At 68.4% G+C, this 18145-nt stretch carries 15 protein-coding genes; 13 read left to right on the forward strand and 2 right to left on the reverse strand.

Annotated elements, in window-relative coordinates:
* The first annotated feature begins 17 nt into the window (after nucleotides 1-17).
* The 8 genes from KEC55_RS27250 to KEC55_RS27285 all read left to right on the forward strand — a co-directional run bounded on the left by KEC55_RS27250 (nucleotide 18) and on the right by KEC55_RS27285 (nucleotide 10501).
* Nucleotides 18-917, forward strand: a complete 900-nt coding sequence (locus KEC55_RS27250; RefSeq protein WP_282508206.1) for an SMP-30/gluconolactonase/LRE family protein — start codon at nucleotides 18-20, stop codon at nucleotides 915-917.
* Nucleotides 918-1097: 180 nt separating this feature from the next.
* Nucleotides 1098-1601, forward strand: coding sequence for a MarR family winged helix-turn-helix transcriptional regulator (locus KEC55_RS27255; RefSeq protein WP_282508208.1), 504 nt, complete (start codon nucleotides 1098-1100; stop codon nucleotides 1599-1601).
* Between the two features lie 232 nt (nucleotides 1602-1833).
* Nucleotides 1834-2664 carry a p-hydroxycinnamoyl CoA hydratase/lyase gene (locus tag KEC55_RS27260; protein ID WP_176047780.1) on the forward strand — a complete coding sequence of 277 codons (831 nt, stop codon included), beginning with the start codon at nucleotides 1834-1836 and terminating at the stop codon, nucleotides 2662-2664.
* Nucleotides 2665-2722: 58 nt separating this feature from the next.
* Nucleotides 2723-4171, forward strand: a complete 1449-nt coding sequence (locus tag KEC55_RS27265; RefSeq protein ID WP_282508209.1) for an aldehyde dehydrogenase — start codon at nucleotides 2723-2725, stop codon at nucleotides 4169-4171.
* Entirely contained in the window at nucleotides 4168-6069 is a 1902-nt protein-coding gene (locus KEC55_RS27270) for a feruloyl-CoA synthase (protein ID WP_432626301.1), read from the forward strand. Before KEC55_RS27265 ends, KEC55_RS27270 begins: the two co-directional genes overlap by 4 nt.
* Before the next feature lie 258 nt (nucleotides 6070-6327).
* On the forward strand, nucleotides 6328-7533 hold the full coding sequence (gene mhpT / locus KEC55_RS27275; RefSeq protein ID WP_282508212.1) for a 3-(3-hydroxy-phenyl)propionate transporter MhpT: 1206 nt from the start codon (nucleotides 6328-6330) through the stop codon (nucleotides 7531-7533).
* 66 nt (nucleotides 7534-7599) lie between these two features.
* Nucleotides 7600-8748 carry a porin gene (locus KEC55_RS27280; protein WP_282508214.1) on the forward strand — a complete coding sequence of 383 codons (1149 nt, stop codon included), beginning with the start codon at nucleotides 7600-7602 and terminating at the stop codon, nucleotides 8746-8748.
* Between the two features lie 28 nt (nucleotides 8749-8776).
* Nucleotides 8777-10501, forward strand: coding sequence for a tannase/feruloyl esterase family alpha/beta hydrolase (locus KEC55_RS27285; RefSeq protein WP_282508215.1), 1725 nt, complete (start codon nucleotides 8777-8779; stop codon nucleotides 10499-10501).
* 87 nt (nucleotides 10502-10588) lie between these two features.
* Here KEC55_RS27285 and KEC55_RS27290 read toward each other — a convergent pair whose 3' ends face one another.
* A complete protein-coding gene (locus KEC55_RS27290) occupies nucleotides 10589-11065 on the reverse strand; it encodes an Lrp/AsnC family transcriptional regulator (RefSeq protein ID WP_282508216.1) in 477 nt (158 codons plus the stop codon).
* A gap of 182 nt (nucleotides 11066-11247) precedes the next feature.
* On the opposite strand from KEC55_RS27290, the gene KEC55_RS27295 reads away from it, so the two are divergent.
* Both KEC55_RS27295 and KEC55_RS27300 read left to right on the forward strand, forming a co-directional pair.
* Nucleotides 11248-12480 (forward strand): diaminopropionate ammonia-lyase, encoded by a 1233-nt coding sequence (locus KEC55_RS27295; RefSeq protein WP_282508217.1) that lies wholly within the window; start codon nucleotides 11248-11250, stop codon nucleotides 12478-12480.
* A gap of 29 nt (nucleotides 12481-12509) precedes the next feature.
* On the forward strand, nucleotides 12510-13694 hold the full coding sequence (locus KEC55_RS27300; protein ID WP_282508218.1) for a M20 aminoacylase family protein: 1185 nt from the start codon (nucleotides 12510-12512) through the stop codon (nucleotides 13692-13694).
* 21 nt (nucleotides 13695-13715) lie between these two features.
* On the opposite strand, the gene KEC55_RS27305 is transcribed toward KEC55_RS27300, so the two are convergent.
* Complete coding sequence (locus KEC55_RS27305; protein WP_282508219.1) at nucleotides 13716-14429, reverse strand: GntR family transcriptional regulator; 714 nt, start codon at nucleotides 14427-14429, stop codon at nucleotides 13716-13718.
* Nucleotides 14430-14601: 172 nt separating this feature from the next.
* On the opposite strand from KEC55_RS27305, the gene KEC55_RS27310 reads away from it, so the two are divergent.
* The 3 genes from KEC55_RS27310 to hydA are packed head-to-tail and all read left to right on the forward strand — an operon-like array spanning nucleotide 14602 to nucleotide 18103.
* Nucleotides 14602-15900, forward strand: coding sequence for an MFS transporter (locus KEC55_RS27310; RefSeq protein WP_176047770.1), 1299 nt, complete (start codon nucleotides 14602-14604; stop codon nucleotides 15898-15900).
* 51 nt (nucleotides 15901-15951) lie between these two features.
* Entirely contained in the window at nucleotides 15952-16680 is a 729-nt protein-coding gene (locus KEC55_RS27315; RefSeq protein ID WP_282508220.1) for a maleate cis-trans isomerase family protein, read from the forward strand.
* A 10-nt stretch (nucleotides 16681-16690) separates the two neighbouring features.
* On the forward strand, nucleotides 16691-18103 hold the full coding sequence (hydA, locus tag KEC55_RS27320) for a dihydropyrimidinase (RefSeq protein ID WP_282508221.1): 1413 nt from the start codon (nucleotides 16691-16693) through the stop codon (nucleotides 18101-18103).
* The last annotated feature ends 42 nt before the right edge of the window (nucleotides 18104-18145 follow it).

Below are 18145 nucleotides of genomic sequence, written 5' to 3' on the forward strand. Positions count from 1 at the left end.
AGATATCGGGAGACGGCATGCAACAGATTCATCCGGGCGCGGCGGCGCTGCTCGTGGACAGCCGCAACACGCTCGGCGAAGGCGCGACGTGGTGCGACGCGACGCACGCGCTGTACTGGACGGACATCGAAGGCGCGTGCTTGTGGCGCTGCCGCGCGGATGGCTCGGACGTCGCGCAGTGGCCGATGCCGGAACGGCTCGCGTGCTTCGCGCTGACCGATGAACCGGACGTGCTGCTCGTCGGGCTTGCCACGCATCTCGCGTTCTTCGACCTGCGCAGCGGCGCGTTCACGCGGATCGTCGACGTCGAGCCCGAGCTGCCGACGCGGCTGAACGACGGGCGCTGCGATCCGTTTGGCGCGTTCGTGTTCGGGATGAAGGACGAAGGCAGCGAGCCGCCGCAAGCGGTCGGCGGGTTCCATCGGCTCAATCCGGACCTCACGCTGGAGCGGCTTTCATTGCCGGCGGCGGCGATCGCGAACAGCATCGCGTTTTCTCCCGATGGTTCGAAGATGGTTTTCTGCGATTCGATGGTGCGCGAGATTCTCGTGTGCGATTACCGCGCGGGCGGCAACGTGGCCAACGTGCGGCCGTTCGCGCGGCTGACCGATGCGGACGGCGACCCGGACGGCTCGACGATGGACCGCGACGGCGGGCTGTGGAATGCACAGTGGGGCGGCCGGCGCGTCGTGCGCTACGGGCCGGACGGCGTCGAGACGGATCGCGTGGCCGTGCCGACCGCGCAGCCGAGCTGCGTGACGCTCGATGGCGAAGGCCGGTTGTACGTGACGAGCGCGCGTGTCGGCTTGAGCGACGATGCGCTTGCGAGCGATGCCGATGCCGGCGGCGTGTTCGTCGCGCAAACACGCTACGCGGGGTTGCCGACCGCGCGGTTCGCGGGCACGCTGCGCGGCTGATCGCGGATTCACGCAAGCGATCCCGTTCATGGGATGTCGCTGACGCCGCGGACTTCGCGCTGAGGTCCGCAGTCCACCGCGCATGCACGAGCGGCGCCGACGCCGTCGAGCTTCCGGAACACCCCGTTCATCCCCTCGACCTGCTGGTAAGATGGCCCGCAATCCCATCCTGCCCGCGCCATGAGCTCCACCCCGACCAAGCCCGCGAACCCGAAAAGCGCCGCAAAGAACACCGCCCGCGCGACGGGCGACAAGCCGAAGGCGCGCGTGCAGCAGCGCCTGACCTACGTGATCGGTGGTCTCGACCGGCTGCTGCGCCGCCACATGACCGACGCGCTCGCGCCGCTCGGCATCACGCTCGCGCAATACACGGCGCTGTCGGTGCTCGAGGCGCGCGGCGCGTCGTCGAACGCGCAATTGGCTGAGCGCTCGTGGATCACGCCGCAGTCGGCGAACGAAGTGATGAGCGTGATGGCCGCCCGCGGTTTCGTCACGCGCGAAGCCGACCCGTCGCACGGCCGCATCATCCTGCTGACGCTGACCGACGCAGGTGCGGCGATGTTGCGCGAATGCGAAGCCGTCCTGCGCCCGCTCGAAACGCGGATGCTTGGCGACGTCTCCGCAGACGACGCCGCGCACGTGCAGCGCGCGCTCGAACTGTTCTCGCGCAACCTGCGCGGCTGATCGCTTACCGAATCTCTACGATGTGGGCCCCTCGGGCCCGCGTTCGCTCCGTACGCGCCATCGCCGGTCGCCTGACCGTTCCCTGATTCCGTCGTTTCCTCTCGCTTTCCGCTCCGGGTTTACACCGCCGCTCGTGACGCTTGCAATATCAGGTAGCCTGATATTAAATGAAGCCGTCCGCAGCAGGAATGCTGCGCACCGAATCGCACAGGAACGAACGACAGGAACAGACATGAGCAAGTACGACAACCGCTGGCAGACCGTGGAAGTGAACGTGGAGGCCGGCATCGCATGGGTGACGCTGAACCGTCCGGACAAGCGCAATGCAATGAGCCCGACGCTGAACCGGGAGATGCTGGAAGTCCTCGACGCGGTCGAGTTCGACGACGAAGCGAAGGTGCTGGTGCTGACCGGCGCGGGCGCCGCGTGGACGGCCGGCATGGACCTGAAGGAATATTTCCGCGAGATCGACGGCGGCTCCGACGCGCTGCAGGAAAAGGTGCGCCGCGATGCGTCGGAATGGCAATGGCGCCGCCTGCGGATGTACAACAAGCCGACGATCGCGATGGTGAACGGCTGGTGCTTCGGCGGCGGGTTCTCGCCGCTCGTCGCGTGCGACCTCGCGATCGCCGCGGACGAAGCGGTGTTCGGGCTGTCGGAAATCAACTGGGGCATCCCGCCCGGCAACCTCGTCAGCAAGGCGATGGCCGACACGGTCGGGCATCGCCGCGCGCTGCACTACATCATGACCGGCGACACGTTCACCGGCGTGGACGCGGCGGAAATGGGCCTCGTGAACAGCAGCGTGCCGCTCTCCGGCCTGCGCGACGCGACGATCGCGCTCGCCGCGCGGTTGATGGACAAGAACCCGGTCGTGCTGCGCGCGGCGAAGCATGGCTTCAAGCGTTCGCGCGAACTCACGTGGGAGCAGTGCGAGGATTACCTGTATGCGAAGCTCGACCAGGCGCAACTGCGCGATCCGGAGCGCGGCCGCGAGCAGGGGCTGAAGCAGTTCCTCGACGACAAGACGATCAAGCCGGGCCTGCAGGCATACAAGCGCTGACGCGAGCGCAGATGAACCGCCCACGCAACCGCAAGAGACAGGCAAGGCAGGAGACGACATGACCGACAGACGGATGCTGATCGCCGGCGAGTGGTGCACCGCCCGCGACGGCAGGACCTTCGACCGATTCAACCCCGCGATCGGCGCGCTCGCGTCGCGCGCGCCGGCGGCCGGTATTGCCGACGCCGATGCGGCGATCGACGCCGCGCACCGCGCGTTCCCCGCGTGGGCGGCGCTCGCGCCGACCGAGCGGCGCCGCCGGCTGCTGAAGGCGGCCGACCTGATGGACGCACGCATCGACGAGATCATCGCGACGGGCGTCGCCGAAACCGGTGCGACGCCGGGCTGGCTCGGCTTCAACGTGACGCTCGCGGCGAACATGCTGCGCGAGGCCGCGTCGATGACGACGCAGATCGCCGGCGACGTGATCCCGTCCGATGTGCCCGGCAATCTCGCGCTCGCGATGCGCGTGCCGTGCGGCGTGGTGCTCGGCATCGCGCCGTGGAATGCGCCGGTGATCCTCGGCACACGTGCGCTCGCGATGCCGCTCGCATGCGGCAACACGGTCGTGCTGAAGGCATCCGAAGCGTGCCCCGGCGTACACGCGCTGATCGGCGCGGTGCTGGACGAAGCGGGGCTCGGTGCGGGCGTCGTCAACGTGATTACGCACGCGGCGGCCGATGCACCCGAACTCGTCGAGCGGATGATCGCGCATCCGCACGTGAAGCGGATCAACTTCACCGGGTCGACGCACGTCGGGCGCATCATCGCGTGCCACGCGGCCGCGCACCTGAAACCCGTGCTGCTCGAACTCGGCGGCAAGGCGCCGGTGCTCGTGCTCGACGACGCCGATCTCGATGCGGCCGTCGACGCGATCGCGTTCGGCGCGTTCTTCAACCAGGGGCAGATCTGCATGTCGACCGAGCGGGTGATCGCCGCGCGGCCGATTGCCGATGCGCTCGTCGAGCGGCTCGCCGCTAAGGCGCGCACGCTCGTCGCGGGCGATCCGCTCGCAGGCCATCCGCTCGGCACGATGGTCGACGCGGCGGCCGCCGCGCGCGCGGCGTTGCTCGTCGAGGACGCTCGCGCACATGGCGCGCAGTTGCCGCTCGGCTGCCGCGTCGAAGGTGCGACGATGCAGCCCGCGATCGTCGACGGCGTCACGCGCGACATGCGCCTGTATCGCGAGGAATCGTTCGCGCCGGTGGTCGCGATCCTGCGCGCGGACAGCGACGACGAAGCGGTCGCGCTCGCGAACGACAGCGAGTTCGGTCTGTCGGCGAGCGTGTTCAGCCGCGATGTCGCGCGCGCGATGGCGGTGGCGCGCCGGATCGAATCGGGGATCTGCCATATCAACGGCCCGACCGTGCACGACGAGGCGCAGATGCCGTTCGGCGGCACGAAGGCGAGCGGCTATGGCCGCTTCGGCAGCCGCGCATCGATCGCCGAATTCACCGAGCTGCGCTGGATCACCGTGCAGACCACGCCGCGTCACTACCCGATATGAGCGAGCCGACGATGAATGTTGCGACGCCCGCGAGCGGGCCAGCGAACGATACGAGCGGCGTGCGATATCGCGCGGCGGCCGTCGCCGTCGGTGCGGCCGAGATTCGTCGCGCGGATAACGGCGCGTGGTACCTGCGTTCGCGCGAACCGCTTGGCGACTACCCGACGCGCCTGACCGACTGCCTCGTGCGCGGTGCGCAGGCGCACGCCGACCGCGTGCTGGCCGCGCGGCGCGGCGCCGACGGCCGCTGGATCGAGATCACCTATGCGCAGATGCTCGAACGCGCCCGCGCGCTCGGCCAGGGCCTCGTCGATCTCGGCCTGTCGGCCGAGCGTCCGCTCGCGGTGCTGTCCGGCAACGATCTGGAACACTTGCAGCTGATGTTCGCGGCGATGCTGGCCGGCGTACCGTACTCGCCGATCTCGCCCGCGTATTCGCTGGTGTCGACCGACTACGGCAAGCTGCGACACACGCTCGGCGTGCTTCGGCCGGGCGCGGTGTTCGTCGCCGAACGCGCGCCGTTCACGCGCGCGCTCGATGCGACGCTGCCGGCCGATGCGGCGCTGGTCGTCGCGCACGATGCCGATGTCGATGCCGAGGGCCGCGCGGTGCCGCTGTCACGCCTGCTCGCCACCGTCCCGCGCACGATCGATGCAATCCACGCGGCGGTCGGCCCCGACCATCTCGCGAAGATCCTGTTCACGTCCGGTTCGACGAAGCAGCCGAAGGCCGTGCCGACCACGCACCGGATGCTGTGCAGCAACCAGCAGATGCTGCGCCAGACGATGCCCGAACTGACGCGCGAGCCGCCGGTGCTGGTCGATTGGCTGCCGTGGAATCACACGTTCGGTGGCAGTCACAACCTCGGTATCGCGCTGTACAACGGCGGCACGCTGTACATCGACGACGGCCGCCCGGTGCCCGGCCGCTTCGACGAAACCGTGCGCAACCTGCGCGAGATCGCGCCGACGATCTACTTCAACGTACCGAAGGGCTGGGAAGAGCTGACCGCCGCACTCGAAAATGACGCCGCGCTGCGCGACACGTTCTTCTCGCGCGTGAAGCTGTATTTCTTCGGTGGCGCGGGGCTGTCGCAGGCTGCGTGGGACCGGCTCGACCGCGTGACCGACGCGCATTGCGGCGAGCGCATCCGGATCATGGCCGGCCTCGGGATGACGGAGGCGTCGCCGTCGTGCCTGTTCACGACGGGGCCGCTGATGCGCGCCGGTTATATCGGGCTGCCCGCGCCCGGTTGCGACGCGAAGCTCGTGCCGTACGGCGGCAAGCTCGAACTGCGCTTCAAGGGGCCGAACGTGATGCGCGGCTACTGGCACGCGGACGTCGATCCGCGCGACGTGTTCGACGACGAAGGCTATTACCGCAGCGGCGACGCGGGCGTGTTTGCCGATCCGGAGCGGCCGGAACTCGGGTTGCTGTTCGACGGCCGGCTGACCGAGGATTTCAAGCTGAGCAGCGGTACGTTCGTGAGCGTCGGGCCGTTGCGCGCGAACGCGGTGTCGAGCGGGGCGCCGTACGTGCAGGACGTGGTCGTCACCGGGATCAATCGCGACGATATCGGTTTGCTGGTGTTTCCGCGTGTCGATGCGTGCCGTGCGCTGGCGGGGCTTGCTGCCGACGCACCGGTCGCCGACGTACTGCGCGCGCCGGCCGTGCGCGCGGCGTTCGCGGCGTGGCTTGCCGCGCTGAACCGGCATGCGAGCGGCGGCTCGACGTTCGTCGCGCGCATCCGGTTGATGGACACGCCGCCGTCGCTCGATCTCGGCGAAGCGACCGACAAGGGTTCGCTGAACCAGGCGGCCGTGCAGAAGCATCGCGCGGCGACGATCGACGCGCTGTATGACCCGGCGCGGCGCGATCCCGACGTGATTTACGCGTAGGCAGTCAGCAGGTACGAGCAGGGGCAAGCAGGCGTAACGACCGGCCGGCCACGTGACCGGCAGGCATTCTTGCGGCCATTGAATCAGGCTGCCTGATAAAAGCGGTCGTTCGGACGACACCTCGCGCGCCGCTTCGCCACTGGCCGGCGGCGCGCGGCGGTAGTTGCGGGGCGAACGACTACAAGACAAGACATGGGAATGCGGTGCATGGGGCTGTGCTCAAGCACTCACTCCAGCCGACCGGAGACAGGAGACAGGATGAACACTTACGTTGCTGAAAAACCCACGGTTGCGACCACGCTCGCACTGTGTTTCGCGATCGCCCTTCTCGAAGGGCTCGACCTGCAATCGGTCGGCGTCGCAGCACCGCGCATGGCGCGCGAATTCGGGCTCTCCGTATCGCAGATGGGCATTGCGTTCAGTGCGGGCACCTTCGGGCTGCTGCCGGGCGCGATGCTCGGCGGTCGGCTCGCCGACCGGATCGGCCGCAAGCGCGTGCTGATCGCGTCGGCCGCGCTGTTCGGGCTGCTGTCGATCGCCACCGCGCAGGTGTCGACCTTCGCGATGCTCGTCGTCGTGCGCGTGCTCACCGGCATCGGGCTCGGCGGCGCGATGCCGAACCTGATCGCGCTGTCGTCCGAAGCGGTCGAGCCGCGCTCGCGCAGCAGCGCGGTGGCGACGATGTACTGCGGCATTCCGTTCGGCGGCGTGATCGCGTCGCTGATCGGCGTGCTGCTCGCCGGCGATACCGAATGGCGGCACATCTTCTACGTCGGCGGCGCGGGACCGCTGCTGCTCGTGCCGCTGCTGGTGTGGTTCCTGCCGGAGTCACGCGCGTATCTCGACGTCGCCGGCACGCAGGCCGCACGCGCGAGCGTGGCACGCACGCTGTTCGGCGACGGCCGCACGACGTCGACGGTCGCGCTGTGGGTCAGCTACTTCTGCACGCTGATCGTCCTCTACTTCCTGCTGAACTGGCTGCCGTCGCTGATGGCCGCGCGCGGGCTCGATCGCGAGCACGTCGGCCTCGTGCAGATCGCGTTCAACGTCGGCGCGGGGCTCGGCGCGCTCGGCATCGGCGCGGCGCTCGACCGAATGCGCGCGTCGCGCGTGGTCGGCGGCATGTATGTCGGGATCGTGCTGTCGCTCGCCGCGCTCGCGGCCGCGCCCGGCTTCGCATCGCTCGCGGCGGCCGCGTTCGCGGCCGGGATGTTCGTGGTCGGCGGGCAGTCGGTGCTGTATGCGCTTGCGGCGATTTACTACCCGACCGCGATGCGCGGCACGGGCGTCGGCACGGCGGTGGCCGTCGGCCGGCTCGGTTCCGTCGTCGGGCCGCTCGCGGCCGCGACGCTGCTCGCCGCCGGCCGTAGCGCGCCCGTCGTGATCGGCGCGAGCATCCCCGTCACGCTCGTCGCGGCCATCGCCGCGCTGGTGCTGATTCGCCGCCCGCAAGCCGGCGACTGAGGTTTCGCATTTTTCAATGCGCGCCGTCAGAGCGCGCCACTCACCAAGGTCTGGAGACGCAACAACATGAAAACGAAGACAAGGAACGGCCTGCTGGCCGCCGGCGCCTGCTGCGCGCTCGCCGCGCCGGGCGCGCACGCGCAGTCGAGCGTGACGCTGTACGGGATCATCGACACGGGCGTCGAGTTCGTATCGCATGCGAACGCGGCCGGCGACCACGTGGTGCGCATGCCGGGCGTGACGGGCGAGCTGCCGTCGCGCTGGGGGCTGCGCGGCACCGAGGATCTCGGCGGCGGCTACCAGGCGGTGTTCACGCTCGAAAGCGGCTTCAACGTGCGCGGCGGCGATCTCGGGCAGGGCGGCCGGCTGTTCGGGCGACAGGCATTCGTCGGGTTGAAGGGCGGCTTCGGCACGCTCGCGTTCGGCCGCCAGTACACGATGACCTATCTCGCGCTGCAGGGCGCGGACATCATCGGCCCCGACATCTACGGGCTCGGCTCGCTCGACGCGTATGTGCCGAACGGCCGCGCCGACAACGCGGTGACCTACGTCGGCACCTATCGCGGCGTGACGCTCGGCGCCGCGTATTCGTTCGGTCGCGACGGCGCGGGCACCGGCAACTCGCCGGGGCAGGGCACGTGCGCGGGGCAGGTGCCGGGCGACGCCACGCAGTGCCGCGACTGGTCGGTGATGCTCAAGTACGACAGCGCGTATTTCGGTGCGGCGGCCTCGTACGAGGAGCAGCGCGGCGGCACCGGCGCGGCCGCGAACTTCTTCGACGGCATTGCGCCGGTTCCCTTCACCAGCAGTGGCGGCAAGGACGCGCGCACGCACGTGAGCGCCTATGCGCAGGCCGCCGGCGCGCGGATCGGCGCGGGCTGGATCGGGCGGCGCGTGTCGACCGGTTCGCCGGCCGCGCCCGGCGCGCATTCGGACCTGTTCTTCGTCGGCGCGTCGTATGCGGTGAAGCCGGATTTCGTCGTCGACGGCGAAGGCTACCGGATCGTCAACAGCGCGCACGACACGCGCGCGACGATGGCCACGCTGCGCGCGACCTATCTGCTGACCAAGCGCACGGCCGTCTATGCGCAATCGTCGTATCTGTGGAACAGCGCGCATGCGCGCTACGCGGTCAGCGGCGGCGGCGCCGGCACGACGCCCGGCGAAGGGATGGGGCAGCTCGGCGCGATGGTCGGCGTGCGGCACATGTTTTGATCCGGCAGCCTGACGAACGGGAGATATCTTGAACAGAAAATCTGCATTCCTCTGTATCGCACCGCTGTCCGCGGCGGCCATGCTCGCCGGTTGCGGCGGCGACGATTCTGTCAGTTCCACGCCGACACATCTGAGCGCTGCGACACCGGCCGCCATGGCGCAGACCTGCGACGCGCTTGCCGTGAAGCTCGCGTATGCGAACACGTCGTTCACGTCGGTGACGACCGCGGCCGCCGGCGCGCTGACGGTGGCCGGCAAGCCGATCGCCGAGCACTGCGTGATCGAAGGGAAGATGAACGAGCGCGTGAGCGCGGTCGACGGCAAGACCTACGCAATCGGCTTCGAAATGCGCTTGCCGAAGGCGTGGAACGGCCGCTTCTTCTACCAGGCGAACGGCGGGCTCGACGGCAACGTCGTGACCGCGACCGGCGAGATCGGCGGCGGCGGGCCGCTGAACGATGCGCTGAACCAGGGCTTCGCCGTGATCAGTTCCGATTCCGGGCACAGTGCCGCGCAGAACCCGCTGTTCGGCCTCGATCCGCAGGCGCGCATCGACTACGGCTACGGCGCGGTCGACGCGCTCACGCCGATGGCGAAGCAGGTGATCCGGCTCGCGTACGGCAAGGCGCCCGACCGCAGCTATTTCGACGGCTGCTCGAACGGCGGCCGTCACGCGATGGTCACGGCGGTGCGCAACCCGGCCGACTACGACGGGATCATCGCGGGCGATCCGGGCTTTCATCTGCCGAAGGCGGCGATCGGCGAGATGTATGGCGCGCAGCAGTTCGCGAAGATCGCATCGGCGACCGGATCGAACGGGCTGCCGGACATCCGCAGCGGCTTCACCGATGCCGAGCGGCAGTTCGTCGGCGCGAAGATCCTCGAGAAATGCGATGCGCTCGACGGCGCGGCCGACGGAATGGTGCAGGACGTTGCCGCTTGCCAGGCGCACTTCAGCGTCGAGTCGGATATCCCGGCCTGCGCGAACGGCACGCGCACGGGCGCCTGCCTGACGCCTGCGCAGAAGACCGCGCTCGAGAACGTGTTCGCGGGCGCACGCAATAGCGCGGGCACGGCACTCTACGCGGGCTTTCCGTACGATCCGGGCATCGCCGGCAGCGGCTGGGCCGCGTGGAAGCAGTCGAATTCGATCACGCTCGATCCGGCCGCGATGGCGTTCACGTTCATGACGCCACCGAAGAGCGCCGCGACGCTCGCGAACCTGTCCGGTTTCGCGCTCGGCTTCGACATGGACAACGATGCACCGGCGATCTTCGCGACGAACGGCACGTACACGCAATCCGCGTGGACGTTCATGACGCCGCCGGACGAGACGAACCTGTCCGCACTGAAGGCGCGCGGGGCGAAGCTGCTCGTCTATCACGGCACGGGCGACCCGGTGTTCTCGTTCGACGATACGCGCGACTGGTTTGCGAAGGTCGCGCAGGCGAACGGTGGCGATGCGTCGGACTTCGCGCGCTTTTATCCGGTGCCGGGGATGAACCACTGTTCGGGCGGGCCGGCGGCCGACCAGTTCGACCTGCTGACGCCGCTCGTCGCGTGGGTCGAGCAGGGGCAGGCGCCCGGTGCGGTGGTGGCCACCGCGCGCGACGCGACGAACGCGGTGCCGAATGCGGATGTGCCTGCATCGTGGGGCGCGGGGCGCACGCGGCCGCTGTGCCCGTATCCGCAGGTCGCGCGCTACAACGGCTCGGGCGACGTGAATTCGGCCGCGAGCTTCAGTTGTCGTTGAGGTAGCCGTCGATGGGAGGCGGCCGGCGCGTGCGATTGCGTGCCGGCCGCTTCATGTGTGCGATCGCTCACTCACTCACTCACTCACTCACTCACCGAGATCGACCGGCACCTCGAGCCCGACCTTCACGCGGCTCATGCTCACCAGCGTCTTGAACCGCTTCACGTTGTTGTTCGCGAAGAACAGCTCGCGCGTGAGCGCGTTGTACTGATCCATGTTGCGCACGGCCAGGATCAGCACGAAATCCCATTCCCCCGTCACGTAGTAGCACTGCTGGATCTGCGGGCAGCGCTCGAACGCGCGCTTCATCGCGTCGAGCTGGTCGATCTGCTCGCTCTCGACCTCGACATTTACGACGATCGTCAGCGGATGATCGACCTTGTCCGGCGCGACGACGGCCGTATAGCGCTCGATCACGCCGTCTTCCGCGAGACGTTTCAGCCGCCGGTTCACGGCCGCGGTCGACAGGTTGACGCGCGCGCCGAGCTCGGCCTGCGGTGTTTGCGCGTCGCGCTGGAGTTCCATCAGCAGCTTGCGGTCGAACGCATCGAGTGGGGTCGTCATGATGGCGCGTGAAACCTCGAAAGAATGAGAAATTTTTGCGTGTGAGCGGTCGATTTTGCGATTTTGTTGACCGGCATGCGCAATATTATTTTTCCAACCGATGGCGAGCGCAACCCGCGCTTGCCCGATCCGACCCACCCGATAGGCCGCCCGCGCGCGGTCCTGCTCAGGAGCTTTCCGCCATGCTGATCGCCAACCCGCGCGCGTCGCGCACCGCCTACCCGAACGCGCTGCGTCGCGTGATGAACATCGCTTCGGCCGACGAAAGCGGCGCATGGCTCGCGCACTGGCCGCTCGTCGGCAATGCGCGCACGCCGCTGCGCGCGCTGCCCGGTCTCGCCGCGCGGCTTGGCGTCGCGAGCATCAGCGTGAAGGACGAATCGTGCCGCTCGCCGCTCGGCAGCTTCAAGGCGCTCGGCGCGCCGATCGCGCTGGTGCGGCTCGTGAAGCGCCTGCGGCGCACGCAGGATCTCGATCCGCAAGGGCTCGTCACCGGCCGCTACGCGGCGCAGCTTGCCGACCTGACGGTGATCAGCGCGACCGACGGCAATCACGGCCGCGCGCTGGCCGCCGCCGCGCGCGCGATCGGCTGCGGGTGCGTGATCGTGCTGCACGCGAACGTCGATGCCGAGCGCGAACGCGCGATCTCGGCATACGGCGCGCGGATCGTGCGCATCGCGGGGAACTACGACGAATCGGTCGTCTGCGCCGCGCAGCTCGCGCAGGCGAACGGCTGGTATGTCGTGTCGGATACGTCGTACGACGGCTACGAAGCGATTCCGCGCGACGTGATGCAGGGCTATGGCGTGATCGCCGCCGAAGCCGCCGCGCAGGCGGCGCAGGACGACGGGCGGCCGTTCACGCACGTGTTCCTGCAGGGCGGCGTGGGCGGCCTCGCCGCGGGCGTCGCGAGCTATCTGTGGGAGCGCGATGGCGTGCAGCGGCCGCGCTTCGTCGTCGTCGAGCCGCGGCAGGCCGATTGCCTGTACCAGAGCGCGCTCGCGGGGCGCGCGACGAAGGCGACCGGCAGCGTCGATTCGGTGATGGCCGGGCTCGCGTGCGGCGAGGCGTCGCCGCTCGCGTGGGATTTCCTCGAGATGTGCATCGACCACTTCATGCTGATCGACGACGAAGACGCGGTGCAGGCGATGCGCGGCCTCGCGGCCGGCAGTGAACGCGACGTGCCGGTCGTCGCCGGCGAATCGGGCGCGGCCGGCGTGGCGGGCCTGGCGGTGCTGATGCGCGACCCGGCGCTCGCGCGGCAGGTCGGGCTCGACGCGAATGCGCGCGTGCTGGCGATCAATACGGAAGGCGCGACGGCGCCGTCCGTGTACCGGAACTGCGTCGGCGAGACGGCCGATGCGGTGCTCGCGCGGCAGCGCGACTGGCTGAACCGCGCGGCGGTGGCGGCCTGAACGACATGACGACCGACGAGGCGAACGCAATGGACGCAATCGATGCAATCGAAGAAAGCACGCTGCAGGGCCAACTGAAGACCTGGCGCCGCCATCTGCACCAGTATCCGGAAACGGGTTTCGAAGAAGTGAACACGTCGGACTACGTCGCGCGCATCCTGACGACGCTCGGGCTCGATGTGCATCGCGGGATCGGCGGCACGGGGCTCGTCGCGAACCTGACGGTCGGTACGGCCAAGCGCGCGATCGGCATCCGCGCGGACATGGACGCACTGAACATCGCCGAGCACGCGCCGGGCCGCGAGCATGCGTCGCGCACGCCCGGCAAGATGCATGCGTGCGGACACGACGGCCACATGTCGATGGTGCTCGGCGCCGCGCAACTGCTGGCCGAGCGCAAGGATTTCGACGGCACGGTGCGCTTCATTTTCCAGCCGGCCGAGGAGCATGGCCGCGGCGCGAAGGCGATGATGGCCGACGGCTTGTTCGAGCGCTTTCCGGTCGACGCGATCTTCGGCGCGCACAACATGCCGGGCATGCGCGCAGGCACGTTCGCGACGCGCGCGGGCGGCATCATGGCGAGCGAAGACAATTTCGTGATCCGGATCGACGGGCGCGGCACGCATGCGGCGCGGCCGCACATGGGCATCGATCCGATCGTGATCGGCTCGCAGATCGTGCTCGCGCTGCAGACGATCGTGTCGCGCAATCTCGACCCGGGCCAGCAGGCGGTGATCTCGTGCACGGAATTCCTGACCGACGGGCTGCGCAACGTGCTGCCGTCGACGGTGACGATCAAGGGCGACACGCGCAGCTATTCGCGTGACGTGCAGGCGCTGCTGGAAACGCGGATGCGCGAGATCAGCGAAGGGATCTGCCGCACGCACGGCGCGGCGTGCACGTTCGAGTACACGCACGAATTCGCGCCGACGGTGAATTCCGCGGAATGGGTCGGCACGGCCGTGCAGGCGGCCGCGCAGATTGCCGGCGCCAGCGCGGTGAACGCCGACGTGCAGCCGATGATGATCTCGGAGGATTTCGGCGCGTTCCTGCAGGCGGTGCCCGGCAACTTCGTGTTCATCGGCAACGGCGAGGTGGCCGGCCACGGCGGTGTGCCGCTGCACAACGCGACGTACGATTTCAACGACGCGATCCTGCCGGTCGGTGCGCGGTATTTCGCGGAAGTGGCGCGGCGCGCGTTGCGGGCGGCCTAGCGGAGCGTCAGTCGGCAGCCTTCACGCGCCGGCCGAGCGCTGCTCCGGCGCGTCGGCCGCGCGCGCGCGATCGAGGATCGCGAGCACCTCGCGCGCGGTGTTTTCCGAATGGCTGCGCAATACCTGCGGCAGCACCGCATGGTCGGGGTCGGCAAGCGCGGCCATGATGTCCTCGTGCTCGTGCAGCGACTCGGCCCAGCGCAGCGTGTCCGTGTTCGCGGCGCCCCGCGCGCGGTGCACCTTCGACATCAGCGACGCATAGATGCCCGACAGCACGGGGTTGCCGGCCGCGTCGACGATCATCTGATGAATCTGCTGGTTCAGCCGGAAGTATTCGACGCGCTTGCCGGCTTCATGACACTCGACCATCTTCCGGTGCTTCGCCTGCAGCGCGGCGAGCGTCGCCGTGCCGATCCGCTGGCGCAGCAACTCGCCCGCCATCGCCTCGAGCCCGTGCAGCAGCTCGAACGTCGAGACCAGGTCGTCGAGGTCGATCGACGCGACGCGATAGCCGATGTACTGGCGATGCGTGACGGCGCCTTCCGCGACGAGCACCTTCAGCGCTTCGCGCAGCGGCGTTTTCGACACGTCGAACGCGAGGCTGAGTTCCTTTTCGTCGATCCGCGCGCCGGGCGGCAATTCGCCCTCGTCGATCATCACGCGCAGGCGCGCGGCGATCTCGGCGGCCATGCCGCGCGTGCGCAGAAGCAGGGGATTGCGGGGTGTCTGGCTCATGATGGTGCGAGCTTATCACGATATCGGGGCTTACCCTGCACCAACATCGTGATATAAGAATCTCAATCAAACCAAGTGTTTACGCTAGAGGTAATTATAAATTTCTAATCTTATACTCGGCTCCACGTTGCGCGACGTCCCGACCATCCTCGTTCACTCCTGGAGTCCGTCCATGTCTTCAACCTCCGGTGTCGCCGCCCTGACGGTCGGCAAATCCGCTGTTCGCTGGAAGATATTCGTCGTCATGCTGAGCCTCATCGCGATCAACTACGTCGATCGCGCGTCACTGTCCGTCGCCATGCCTTACATCTCGCAGGAGTTCAATATCGGGCCCGCGATGGAGGGTCTGATCCTCAGTTCGTTCTTCTGGACCTATGCCGTGATGCAGATCCCGGGCGGGATGCTGGCCGACCGGTTCAAGCCGCGCATCGTGATCGCGACGGCGACCGTGTTCTGGGGCTTCTTCCAGGCGATCGCCGCGCTGTGCACGAACGCACCGTCGCTGCTGCTCACGCGCCTCGGCCTCGGCGCGGCCGAAGCGCCGATCTACCCGGCCGGCGGCAAGCTCAACGCGATCTGGATGACGCAGACCGAGCGCGGCCGCGGCGCCACGCTGCTCGACGGCGGCGCGCCGCTCGGTGCGGCCCTGGGCGCGGTGCTGATCGCCGGGCTGATCGCGGTGCTCGGCTCGTGGCGGCTCGCGTTCGCGGTGGCCGGCGTCGGCACCGTGCTGGCCGGGCTGCTCGCGTGGCACTACATCCGCAACTCGCCGCGCGAGCATGCGGGCGTCAACGACCTCGAAGCCGAATACATCGAGGCGTCGCATGCGAGCGATCTCGCGGCCGAGCCGGCCGGCGCGTCGGGCCGTTCGCGCGACTTCTTCAAGTACCGCTCGGTGTGGTGCATGTTCTTCGGCTGGATGTGCTTCAACAGCGTGTTCTACGGGCTGCTCACGTGGATGCCGAACTACCTGCACAAGGTTCATGGCTTCGACATCAAGCAGATGGGCGGCTCGACTTTCATCATCTTTTTCAGCGGCTTCGTCGGCGAACTGCTCGGCGGCTGGATCGCCGACAAGTGGAAGGCCGCGGGCGGCCGCCCGAACGTCGTGATGCGCACGCTGTTCGGCATCGCCGCGGTGATCGCCACGGTGTCGATCTTCTCGGTCGCGTATGTGAAGGACCCCGTCGTGTGCGTCGCGCTGCTGTCGTCGACGCTGTTCTTCCTGCGCTGGTGCGGGCTGTACTGGTGCATCCCGTCGTCGCTCGGCACGCGCAACAAGATCGGCTTCCTCGGCGGCCTGATGAACCTCGGCGGCAACATCGGCGGCGTCACCGTGCCGATCGTCGTCGGCGCGATCGTGCAGTTCACCGGCTCCTACTTCCTTGCGCTGATGGTGTTCGCGGCGGCCGGCGTCGGCCTGCTCGTGTGCTCCAGCGCGATCGACTACGAAAACAAGCTCCCCGTCTGACCGGCCCCTTTCCTTGCATCGACTGCATTCACTGGTAGAGAGAAACCCATCATGAAGAAACGTACCCTGCTCGGCATGCTCACCCCGTCCTCCAACACGTCGCTCGAACCGCTGACGAGCGCGATGGTCGCCGGCCTGCCGGGCGTGTCCGCGCACTTCGCGCGCTTTCCGGTCACCGAGATCTCGTTGACGGGCCAGGCGCTCGGCCAGTTCGACGACGACAAGATCATCCAGGCCGCGATGCTGCTCGCCGACGCGAAGGTCGACGTGATCGCATGGAACGGCACGTCGTCGGGCTGGCTCGGCTTCGAGGCCGACGAGCGGCTGTGCGAGCGCATCACCGCGGCGACCGGCATTCCGGCCACCACGTCGGTGCTCGCGCTCAACGAGATCCTGAAGAAGACGAACGCGCACGAATTCGGCCTCGTCACGCCGTATCTCGACGACGTGCAGACGAAGATCGTCGACAACTATCGCCGTTCGGGGCTGAACTGCATCGCCGAGCGCCACCTGAACCTGAAGGTCAATTTCTCGTTCTCCGAAGTGACGGGCGACGAGATCGGCAACATGGTGCGCGAAGTCGCGGCCGCCGGCCCGCGCGCGATCTCGATCTTCTGCACGAACCTGAATGCCGCGCACCTGGTGCCGGCGCTCGAGGAGGAAACGGGCATCCCGATCTACGACACGATCTCGACCGTCGTGTGGAAGTCGCTGCAGCTTGCCGACTACGACACGCGGCAGGTGAAGGGCTGGGGCCGTCTCTTCGGCGAAGTGATCTGAGGCGGGCGCCATGTCGAACGATCTCGATTTCGTGATCCGTCACGCCGACGTCGTCACGGCGGCGGACCGGTTCTCGTGCGACATCGGCATTCGCGCGGGGCGCGTGGCCATGCTCGGCCACGGGCTGCCGCGCGCGTCGCGCGAGCTCGATGCGAGCGGAATGCTCGTGATGCCGGGCGGCGTCGATGCGCACTGCCACCTCGACCAGCCGATGCCCGACGGGCTGCGGATGGCCGACGATTTCCTGTCCGGCACGCGCTCGGCGCTGTGCGGCGGCACGACGACCGTGATCCCGTTCGCCGCGCAGGCGAAAGGGCAGTCGCTGCAGGCGGCCGTCGACGACTATCACCGGCGCGCCGACGGGCGCGCGCTGGTCGACTACGGCTTTCACCTGATCGTCGCCGATCCGACGCCGCACGTGCTGGCCGAGGAGCTGCCGCGGCTGATCGCGAACGGCTACACGTCGTTCAAGGTGTACATGACCTACGACGACCTGAAGCTGAACGACCGCCAGATGCTCGACGTGCTGTCGGTCGCGCGCGAGCACGGCGCGCTCGTGATGGTGCATGCGGAGAATTCGGACTGCATCGGCTGGCTCACCGAGCGGCTGCTCGGCGACGGCCACGTCGCGCCGCGTTTCCATGCGCATGCGCGGCCGGCCGTGGTCGAACGCGAAGCGACGCATCGTGCGATCGCGTTCGCGGAGCTCGTCGACGTGCCGATCCTGATCGTGCACGTGTCGGGCGCGGAGGCGATCGAGCAGATCCGCTGGGGGCAGTCGCGCGGGCTGCCGATCCTCGCCGAGACCTGCCCGCAATACCTGTATCTGACGGCCGCCGATCTCGGCCATGACGATCACGGCTATGAAGGCGCAAAGTGCGTATGCAGCCCGCCGCCGCGCGATCCGGCGAACCAGCAGGCCGTGTGGAAGGCGCTGAAGCAGGGCGTATTCTCGGTGTTCTCGTCCGACCATGCGCCGTTCAACTACGACGATCCGTGCGGCAAGCATCCGGGCGGGCAGGCCGTTTCGTTCGACCATATCCCGAACGGGATTCCGGGGCTCGAGACGCGGCTGCCGCTGCTGTTCGACGGCGTGCGTCACGGGCGGCTGTCGCTGCACCAGTTCGTCGAGCTCACGTCGCTGCGCCCCGCGAAGCTGTACGGGCTGTATCCGCGCAAGGGGACGATCGCGGTCGGCGCCGACGCGGACATCGTCGTGTGGGATCCGGACAAGCGCGTGCGGATCGCGAATGCGTCGCTGCATCATGCGGTCGACTACACGCCGTACGAAGGGATCGAGGTGACGGGCTGGCCGCGTCATTGCTTCTCGCGCGGCGAGCTGCTCGTCGAGGACGGCCGGCTGCTCGCGGCCGAACCGGGGCGCGGGCAGTTCGTGCCGGCCGGCAAGCCGTGCCTCGATTGAGGTGAAGGCCCGCGCGCTGCCGCGGGCGCAGGTTTCAACAGG

Source organism: Burkholderia cepacia (assembly GCF_029962485.1).
Taxonomy (GTDB): Bacteria; Pseudomonadota; Gammaproteobacteria; order Burkholderiales; family Burkholderiaceae; genus Burkholderia.

Coding starts and splice junctions, on each gene's coding strand:
- KEC55_RS27270 (WP_432626301.1), top strand. CDS start 4,168: ATGAGCGAGCCGACGATGAATGTTGCGACGCCCGCGAGCGGGCCAGCG.
- KEC55_RS27290 (WP_282508216.1), bottom strand. CDS start 11,065: ATGACGACCCCACTCGATGCGTTCGACCGCAAGCTGCTGATGGAACTC.
- KEC55_RS27295 (WP_282508217.1), top strand. CDS start 11,248: ATGCTGATCGCCAACCCGCGCGCGTCGCGCACCGCCTACCCGAACGCG.
- KEC55_RS27280 (WP_282508214.1), top strand. CDS start 7,600: ATGAAAACGAAGACAAGGAACGGCCTGCTGGCCGCCGGCGCCTGCTGC.
- KEC55_RS27315 (WP_282508220.1), top strand. CDS start 15,952: ATGAAGAAACGTACCCTGCTCGGCATGCTCACCCCGTCCTCCAACACG.
- KEC55_RS27260 (WP_176047780.1), top strand. CDS start 1,834: ATGAGCAAGTACGACAACCGCTGGCAGACCGTGGAAGTGAACGTGGAG.
- KEC55_RS27305 (WP_282508219.1), bottom strand. CDS start 14,429: ATGAGCCAGACACCCCGCAATCCCCTGCTTCTGCGCACGCGCGGCATG.
- mhpT (WP_282508212.1), top strand. CDS start 6,328: ATGAACACTTACGTTGCTGAAAAACCCACGGTTGCGACCACGCTCGCA.
- KEC55_RS27310 (WP_176047770.1), top strand. CDS start 14,602: ATGTCTTCAACCTCCGGTGTCGCCGCCCTGACGGTCGGCAAATCCGCT.
- KEC55_RS27250 (WP_282508206.1), top strand. CDS start 18: ATGCAACAGATTCATCCGGGCGCGGCGGCGCTGCTCGTGGACAGCCGC.
- hydA (WP_282508221.1), top strand. CDS start 16,691: ATGTCGAACGATCTCGATTTCGTGATCCGTCACGCCGACGTCGTCACG.
- KEC55_RS27255 (WP_282508208.1), top strand. CDS start 1,098: ATGAGCTCCACCCCGACCAAGCCCGCGAACCCGAAAAGCGCCGCAAAG.
- KEC55_RS27265 (WP_282508209.1), top strand. CDS start 2,723: ATGACCGACAGACGGATGCTGATCGCCGGCGAGTGGTGCACCGCCCGC.
- KEC55_RS27300 (WP_282508218.1), top strand. CDS start 12,510: ATGGACGCAATCGATGCAATCGAAGAAAGCACGCTGCAGGGCCAACTG.